Origin of the sequence: Bacillus sp. JJ1566, from assembly GCF_036962685.1 — a bacterium.
Classification (GTDB): domain Bacteria; phylum Bacillota; class Bacilli; order Bacillales; family Bacillaceae_L; genus Ferdinandcohnia.
The window spans coordinates 1-693 of the sequence record NZ_JBALOP010000023.1; the positions used below are offsets into that span (position 1 = coordinate 1).

The 693-nt window shown below is 31.9% G+C and carries 1 protein-coding gene; it reads right to left on the reverse strand.

Going from position 1 to position 693, the window contains the following annotated elements; genetic code table 11:
* Nucleotides 1–55: 55 nt before the first annotated feature.
* Nucleotides 56–586 carry a hypothetical protein gene (locus V7112_RS10130; RefSeq protein ID WP_335418599.1) on the reverse strand — a complete coding sequence of 177 codons (531 nt, stop codon included), beginning with the start codon at nucleotides 584–586 and terminating at the stop codon, nucleotides 56–58.
* Nucleotides 587–693 lie beyond the last annotated feature (107 nt).

Genomic DNA, 693 nt, shown 5'->3' on the forward strand with positions numbered 1-693 from the left:
ATGACCTTTTCCTGTTTTACCCAATTCCCTACCTTAATTTCAAATGTAGATAAAATTAGTGTGATTCCTTTCTTTCAAACAATCCCGTAAATAAAAAGCATGTTATGAAAGCTGTTGCTGTTACTGTAATGGCCATGACAAGACCGATAAAGGCCATAAAGGTATCATCTCCTGGAAATTGTGGTTCAAGTGTCACCATCATATATCCGAAAACACAGGTGAGTATTAAATAAAAGCTACTACCGATAAACCCTCTTAAAATCCGTCCCTTCTTATCACCTTTCCAAGCATTTAAAATAATAATCCAGGCAACCAAACTTACAATAACTGCCCCCACCATAATGAATAAATGGATGTAAGGGATCAACAGGAAGTCCAATCCATAGAGTATAAGAAAAGTAGTCCCAAATAATAATGCATTTAAAACAAATAAAAATAACCCGCTAAGCAATGGGTTTTGAAACCATTCATAGCCTGATAGTTTTTTGACAAGACGGTTATTGGGGCCACTAAAATTCATCAGTTTGTTTCGATTAATCCCCACAATTATTATTAACAATATACCGACCAATAAAAATAGTGTCATTTTTTCCTCCTATAAATTTCATTAACATTCATTGATTAACTTAATTTAAGTTTACTCAACTATTTATCGTTTAGCAATAAATATTTATCTATTTTTATTTTATTATT

What these genes read in the sequence shown, in the direction of transcription:
- V7112_RS10130 (WP_335418599.1), bottom strand. Translation starts at nt 586, where the DNA reads ATGACACTATTTTTATTGGTCGGTATATTGTTAATAATAATTGTGGGG.